General features: G+C 56.0%; 7 protein-coding genes. 6 read left to right on the top strand and 1 reads right to left on the bottom strand.

What is annotated here, in order from left to right:
* A partial coding sequence (locus tag ACP5KC_RS07840; RefSeq protein WP_428287194.1) for a hypothetical protein occupies nt 1–251 on the bottom strand: 251 nt, incomplete at its 3' end.
* Nucleotides 252–405: 154 nt separating this feature from the next.
* On the opposite strand from ACP5KC_RS07840, the gene ACP5KC_RS07835 reads away from it, so the two are divergent.
* The 6 genes from ACP5KC_RS07835 to ACP5KC_RS07810 are packed head-to-tail and all read left to right on the top strand — an operon-like array spanning nt 406 to nt 6839.
* Entirely contained in the window at nt 406–1008 is a 603-nt protein-coding gene (locus tag ACP5KC_RS07835; RefSeq protein ID WP_428287193.1) for a hypothetical protein, read from the top strand.
* A gap of 2 nt (nt 1009–1010) precedes the next feature.
* Nucleotides 1011–2084 (top strand): type I-A CRISPR-associated protein Cas7/Csa2, encoded by a 1074-nt coding sequence (cas7a, locus tag ACP5KC_RS07830; RefSeq protein ID WP_428287192.1) that lies wholly within the window; start codon nt 1011–1013, stop codon nt 2082–2084.
* Nucleotides 2081–3013 (top strand): hypothetical protein, encoded by a 933-nt coding sequence (locus ACP5KC_RS07825; protein ID WP_428287191.1) that lies wholly within the window; start codon nt 2081–2083, stop codon nt 3011–3013. The genes cas7a and ACP5KC_RS07825 overlap by 4 nt, the downstream gene beginning before the upstream one ends.
* Nucleotides 3006–4250, top strand: coding sequence for a hypothetical protein (locus ACP5KC_RS07820; RefSeq protein WP_428287190.1), 1245 nt, complete (start codon nt 3006–3008; stop codon nt 4248–4250). Before ACP5KC_RS07825 ends, ACP5KC_RS07820 begins: the two co-directional genes overlap by 8 nt.
* A 19-nt stretch (nt 4251–4269) precedes the next feature.
* Nucleotides 4270–6132: a CRISPR-associated helicase Cas3' gene (gene cas3, locus ACP5KC_RS07815; protein ID WP_428287189.1), complete on the top strand. Its 1863-nt coding sequence runs from the start codon at nt 4270–4272 to the stop codon at nt 6130–6132.
* Nucleotides 6099–6839, top strand: coding sequence for a hypothetical protein (locus tag ACP5KC_RS07810; RefSeq protein WP_428287188.1), 741 nt, complete (start codon nt 6099–6101; stop codon nt 6837–6839). The genes cas3 and ACP5KC_RS07810 overlap by 34 nt, the downstream gene beginning before the upstream one ends.
* Nucleotides 6840–7065: the final 226 nt, after the last annotated feature.

Here is a 7065-nt window from a genome sequence, read left to right as displayed (position 1 = left end):
GCAGATACTGCCCCAGCGTCTAGACGCACTCCCCGGAAGCCGCAAAAGCTTTTTCTAGCCAGCGTGGGAGCAGACGGCGGTGAGAAGAAAGGGCCTTTGATCTGCATCCTTCGACTACATAGCGCTATGTATAGAGGAAGTACTAAGAGGAGGGGCAGGAACACTTTGTGGCTGGCATGGATGCCTCCTTTCTGGGGGCAGGTAAACCTGAAAGCAATCAGGAATTGTAAACTTCTTGACCTAGGGATCAATAATGCTGTGGAAATGGCACCAAGAGATAAAGGTCCCCGAGCCCCTCGCCGGCAAACAAGAGCCCAGCTTTCACCAAGTACCTGTCTTTAGGCGGGACTAGTCGCTTTGGTGCACGGGGAAAACTTAAGGATTTGCCGTGGGCTGCAGCATCTGATGTCGAGCAAGATTGGGCACTTCGAGGGCTGGAGGCACTCCCGTAGCATAGCACAAACTTTAAAAAACAACAATATTTATGACAGAGGAGGAACCATGCATTCTACAACAGAAGCAAGTGCTTCGGAGATTGCCGAAAAGTACCCCGGTGTCATCGATGTGCTTCGCTATCATGTGGCTACTGGCAGGTTCGGCTACGTTGACAGAGTAATGTCTGCCATGAGCCCCGATGTCGTCGAGGAAGCAGTAAGGGAGGCTATTCGCGTCGCTCTCTCCGCGGCCAGCAGCCTCAGGCAGGTCAAGGCTTCCCCATGCGTCTTCGATAAAGAGAGTGGAGAATGGAAGGTAAAGGAAGGGAAGGTTATCACGGTCACGTACAGCGAGGAGGAGGAAGTAAGGCAACCTCCTCCTCCGTACAGAGCTAGGCTTCACGGTCGGCTCTACAGCATAGAGGGACGTCTAAAGATCCTGTACTGGCCGCCGACCTTTCCCGCCGAAGACGAGCTTGCGAAGTTCTTCGATGAGATAAGGAGCAACCTGAGCGTCGCCAAGGTCGTGGCTTCACTCGCGATGACCCTGCCTGCTAGAGAGGAGGGTGAGTAGCGATGAGGAACGTGTGGGTGAGCCTCTCCTGGAGAGCGCTCGTCAACATTGAAGCGCTTAACATGGCAGAGAGCGCGGGGAACTACATAAAGCACAGGAGGGCGCCTATAGCCTTTTACGACGAAGCCAGCCGCAGCTTCATTATCAAGTACGTACCAGTGATAAGCGGCGAGTCACTCGCACACGCCTACCAGGCATTGCTAGCACAGGAAGCGCACAACGCCGGGTTAAATGTGTGCAATTACTGCTTGAGAGGCGAACTCGTTAAACATGGAGCCAGAGTCATACTAGAGGAAGAGAAGGATTTACCACCCCTACCAAAGGGCAGGGACCGTGAGAGCCGCGAGAAAGCAGCAGAGCTGGAGAAGGAGCTGATCAAAAGGTGCGTGGTCGAAGACGTTGGCGGCTTTCTCGTTCCGACGGAAGTGCCGGTAAAGAGGACATCGCTGTTTTACATCGGCTACATGGTTCCGGCCTATGACTCCTTTAAGGTAGCAGTCGCTGACCCGCAATTCCACGTCCGCCACGCTCCCAGCCTCATAGGCGTTGGCGAAGGATCCTCAGAGGCTGGGCGGGAAGAGTTCCGAGAAACTGGGCAAGCGATTTATGTCGTTGAGCTAGCTTCAGCGGTGTACACGGCGAGTGCAGCCCTTAACGTCACGGGCATCGGGTGCACCAGCACGTTTAGCATAGAATGTATTCTCAAGAACGAGGAGAGGTTGAAGAGGGCCGAGGTTGCCCTGAAAAGCCTATACTACCTCCTTGTAGGGATGTTCGGCGCTAAGAGAACAAGGTTCCTCCCCCACTACAGACTGCTGTCAGCAGTCGCCGCTGTGGTGAAAGGAGCCCCCTTTAATGTGGAGCCGGGCCACACTAAAGGTTTCGTGCACAGAACTTGGGAGAGGGCGCAGAAATTCAAGGAACTAACGGGAAGCGAGGTTTCGCTTTTTGCTTACGTAGAGGAGGGAGGGGTCGAAGTACCGGAAGGGGTAGAGAGAGCCGAAAGCCCGGAGGATCTCATCAAGAAACTGAAAGAGCGTGCTCTCACAGCTCTAGAGGGTGTGCTAGGAACGTGACCAACCTGAGAGCCCTCCTCGTTGAGGGGGTGTTTCACTGGGGATACTCGGTTAGGCTTATCTCAGAGTCCGCAGCTGCACAACAGTACTTAGTACCGCCCCCTTCGACGCTTATCGGCGCCCTAGCCTTTAGCTTAAACCTACTCAAGGACTTCCCAGAGTTTGCGGAGATAAGGACGGGCCAGCAACGCGCGAGAGGCGGAGGGCACCGCTCGGGAGTCGAAGAGGAGACTGAGCTAATGAGCGGCGCGGCCAGGCTTCTCAATGTGGTGAGATGGGCCACTTTCGCCTTCTCCGATGAGCTCTCAGTATCGGGCAGAGCTTTCGCGGTGGGCTACTCTGATTTCATCCGATGCTTCCGCTTGATTTACCAGCGCGGTATAAGGCATAGGTGGGAGGACTATGACATGTGGTACGGTATAGGGGCTCACGGCAAGGTGTATGCATGCGGAGCAGGCTTCAAAATTCTTTATCTCGTGGATCTGGGATCGGCAAAGGAGAGAGGCATCGAGAAAATCGACTTGCTCCAGGCATCCCTTTCCATTACTAGATTAGGGGCGAAGGAGGGGCTTGTCAGCATTAGGGGGGCTAGCTTCTCTGATAGACTCGACTTGCTGGAACCCAGCAAGGCCGGTCACATAGTAACAGAGTACTACTTCCCACGCGAGCTTGCCGAGGACTACGATGGCGGGCAGGTTTGCCCGCTCCCGCGCCTTAGCGAAGAGCTCTGGAAGGTGAGGCCCAGCATACCACCCGCGCTCCACGAGCATGAGGAGTTCGTAATACCCGGCGGGCGTGGTTCAATCCTTCAGCCAGGGAGAATTTTAGTAACGCGTGTAGCTCCGGGCAAGGCCTTTGTGGTTCGCGCGACTTTCGGTGAGAGGGTTGAGACGATCTTGGTCCCGAAAGCGGTGATCAGCAGTGACTAGCGTGCGTGTGGAGCTGCCGCCGCGCGGTACGTTCTTCCATTTGGCCTTGTCGACGGGGCTCCTGCTGCTGCAGAGCTACTCAGACCCGGGCGCGCAGCCCTCGATAGACTCTCGGAGTATGACCCTTCACTTACCCAGCGACAGCATCGTTGCTAGCAGCGTAAGAGACCTCGTCGACGATCTGAGAAAGGGCGTGTTCGGCCTGCGGCCTTCTCTAAAGGCAGATGCTCAAAGGTTAAAGGTGCTTGCCAACTTCTTCTCACTTAAACAAATAAATGTTAAACGAATAGATGCTGAGGGGGTGCTGATGGCCTATGCTGATTATCTAGATGAACTAGCCAAGCAGCAGCGCTTGATTTCCGAGCTCTCGAGCGCATTGGGGCGATTCATGGACGGATACCCAGTGGATGCGAGGATATGCAACGTGCCCATGCTTAACAAATTGATGCCCGAATTCATGGAGGGCGTTAGGACCATCGGCGGGATAGGTTTTGGAAGCGTACCGAGTAGGCTCGGGTTCTCGAGGATGAGAGTGGGTCCGCATAGCACCTGTATTGGGCTTATCGGGTTGTGGAGCTCACTTATCGCCATACAGCGCAGAGAGCGGCAAAGATTGGAGTACTACATTTTCCCAGATCTTTTCCTGCAGCTTAGGTACGGAGGGGTACGTGCTCGTGATGTGACTGATCAGCACAAGATTATCGTTGGTGGGCTCAGAGGATGCACGCCATCGAATATAGCTGCGCAAGCGCTTTTCGTATCCCTCCAAGCTGCGGCTTCTCCTCACAGGCTTACTGGCTATAGGTCGGCTGTTATCGGCCAAGGAGCTAGGAGATCGGATCTGTATGAGCAGGACCTGCCTCTTGACATTGAGAACCTCAGATGCTTCGCCGATGAGCTAGTGCTGCTTGAACAAAGCGCGAAGCGAAGAACTCACAGGAGGTTACAAAATCTCCTTAGAGCGGCGCTCAGCGAGCCTCGCGGTCGCGATGAAAGGGAGGAGCGGCTCAGCAGGCAATTACACAATGCCGGGATTAGGATAGCGCAACTCATCTTCATGGCTCTCACTCACTCGATAGGCACGGAGCAACTGGCTTACGAGGCTGCGAGGCTCATGTACGCGCACACGGATGTCGAGTTCGAAAGGTGGGCGCGTCAAAGAGGGGCTCTCCTGGAACCCAGCGACTTGCCCCTCATAGTTAGGGCCATTGAAAGCTGCCTGAAGCGACTCCCTTGAGGCTGGTAGGCGAGACCGCATGAACTTGAGACCAGGGGTCGGGGCGGTCCTCGAGGAGCTCAATAGGGTCGCGGCGGGCCTCGCTAAGGGTGAGAGAGTCTTGCTCCACGTCTCTCTGCCGACGGGTTATGGCAAGAGCACGGCTTCGATCATCCTGGCGTCGGTTTTAGGAGCAGGGTCTGAGATCCCATCAGGGCTTGCTGAGCGCTTGGAACAGTTAGCTGATTACGCTGTGCGCGTAGTCCACGTCGTTCCCACGCGAGCGCTCGTCGAAGACTTAGTGAGAAGGGCTAGGGAGCGGCGCCTCAAGGCTAGGGGGCAGTGCATGATGTTTGACCCATCGCTCAAGGACCCCTTCTTCCTCTCCAGCCTAGTGTTCACGACATTCGACTCGTACGCCCTCAACTTCTTCAAAGTTCCCGTATCTGAGCTCGAGCTAATGCGCGCCGGGTGGACGAGGGGGCACTACGACCTGCCCCGCTACTCCATACTGTCGGCGTTGAACGTCTTCGACGAGTACCACATGCTCGCCCCGGGCGACACGGGTGCTGAGACCCCCGACTACGGCTCGCGCTCTTTGGCCACGCTTGAAGTCGTCATCAAGCATTTACTCGAGTGTAGAGTTCCAACGATCCTCATGACCGCAACTCCAAATCGTCAGGTGCTCGATAAGCTACGCGAGTCACTCGGTTCGCTCCGGTTAGCTGAAGTGGCCCTGGCGTTCAGCAGAGGAAGTTGCGGGGGGCAGGGGTGCGTGAAAGCTGTCTACGACGAGGAATTCACCCAGAAGCTGACGCAGGCCAGGTACAGCACAGAGGTTACTGAGGGACGATTACCGGATATGGTTAGCAAGCGCGCGGGGAGTATGAGAAGGCCGTTGCTCATCGCTTGCAACACGGTGAGTGAAGCAGTGGAGGTGTACAAACGCGTGCGAGAGAAGGGTGAGGTCGTGCTCTTACACTCCCTGTTCACGGTGGGCCACAGAAAGCAGAAGCTAGAGAAGCTCAGAAAACTGCTGAAAGGAGGTAAGCGGGAGGAAGTGATTGTTGTGTCCACCCAAGTGATCGAAGTCGGCGTAGACCTGGACTTCGCCAGCTTGCTGACAGACGCTGCGCCCTTAAGCTCGCTTGTGCAGAGGGTGGGGAGGGTGAACAGGGAGCTCAGAGAGGGCGAGAGCGAGGTTGTCGTGGTATTCGACCCTGAAAAGCAGAGGCACGGCTTGTACGTCGGGGTTTACAGCTGGGAGCTCACTAGGCGCACCGTAGAGTGCCTCTCAGAGATCCATGGGAAGGGGAAAGAAGTTGGCTGGAGGATGAGCGTTCTGGAAGGCAGCGTCGAGGTCGATGGTAAGGAGATACTCACAGTGAGCGCCCTGAGCCAGCACGTGTATAGCAGTATGAAGCTATACGAAGATACGAGAGTTAGGCAAAAACTGGGACAGCTGCTGCACCACCTAATAAGCAGCCAAGTGGCAATGGGCGTCCTAGATGAGCTGGGCAGCTTCGTCAGAGACGATATGCTGGTACCAGTCTACGTGCCCGATGAGGAATTTAAAGAAAAGGGGGCTTTAGATCGCTTCGAGTACTCGAGGGTTGTGCCCTGCCCCGCTGCTAAGCTGGGTCTATTCAGCGGACGAAAGACCATAGCGAGAAGCATTATCCAGACCATAAACGGTAAGCCGCTGGTCATAGCGGAGGGGCCCGAGGGGTTCTGCGTGATGCCGGTCGAGGACGGTAAAGTCAAGGAGGGTGTGAAGAGGGGTCTCTTCAAGCTCGACAACCACCTGTACTTTTTGAGAGCGCTTGTGGCCAAACCGGATGCCTATAGCAGGGAGCTGGGGTTGAAAGTGTGGCGGTTTACAGCTTCAGAGGCGAGAGGCTGAGCGAGCACTCGTACCTTACGCTGAGGCTCTATGTCACAGCTTTCGGCGAGAGGCATGAGAAGCTCATCTCTGCTCGACTGGCACTTAGCAAGGACGTCGCTTCCCTCCTTATGCGCAGTTCATGCCTGTTGCACGATGTTGGGAAAGCACTCAGAGACTATCAGACCCGCATGGGGAGTTTCCAGTTTCATGAACTCGTTAGCGGCTACTTCGTCTATGAAACGCTGCTGAGCATCCTTAAGGGGAAAGATCTCGGGAACTACCGCCCAAGTTCTTTGGCTAGGACGGCAGCGCTGGCCGTGATCCAGCATCACCAGGCCATGAGGAGCCTAGAGGAGATCCTGAGTGAGGGTTTCAAGGCGATCCCCCTGGGGAGTGGCATTAGTGAGGAAGTTGTGGAAGAGATCCGATTAGCGGCACGCATGAGCGCCAATACCCTGCCGTGCGCGCAGGATGTTCTCAACGCATTTCAAGAGGCCGTAGAGAGCTCTTCGGGAGAACTCGAGAAAAGGGTGGGACAGTTCTGCGAGGGGATGATCAAGTGGTTAAAAGGCATAGACGTTGGAGACGGTGAGGCGTGGCTCCTGCTGCTGCGCTACCAGCCCCTGCTCAGCGCCCCACTCCAGGTTTGCGACAGCTTTGCTGCCCTCCTCACGCGTAGAGGGCAGCTAAGGGGCATTCACAGAGGCTTTCTAAGCCTCCTTTAAGTTAGTCAAGGAAGCCGTTTTACACTCTTCCCTGGCTCGGCAGACCTTTTCCACAACATCTCCTCCACCGCGGTGGCGTGAAGGGGTTGACTGGCGCGCGGAGCACCTCGAGGCGGCCTCAAAGGCCGGAAGCCCGCTGGAGCTGGGCAGCCTCGTGGCGCGCATGTACGCCAGCAGGAGCAGGATCCTCCTCACTGCCGCGCGCAGCGCCACGGCCTGGCTGAGC

Source organism: Infirmifilum sp. (assembly GCF_049970975.1).
Lineage (GTDB): Archaea > Thermoproteota > Thermoprotei > Thermofilales > Thermofilaceae > Thermofilum > Thermofilum uzonense.
Note: the sequence above shows the minus strand (reverse complement) of the source record. Positions and strands in the feature narration are given on the sequence as shown.

Excerpts from the sequence above, each read along its gene's own strand:
- cas3 (WP_428287189.1), top strand. The coding sequence starts at position 4,270 with ATGAACTTGAGACCAGGGGTCGGGGCGGTCCTCGAGGAGCTCAATAGG.
- ACP5KC_RS07835 (WP_428287193.1), top strand. The coding sequence starts at position 406 with ATGTCGAGCAAGATTGGGCACTTCGAGGGCTGGAGGCACTCCCGTAGC.
- cas7a (WP_428287192.1), top strand. The coding sequence starts at position 1,011 with ATGAGGAACGTGTGGGTGAGCCTCTCCTGGAGAGCGCTCGTCAACATT.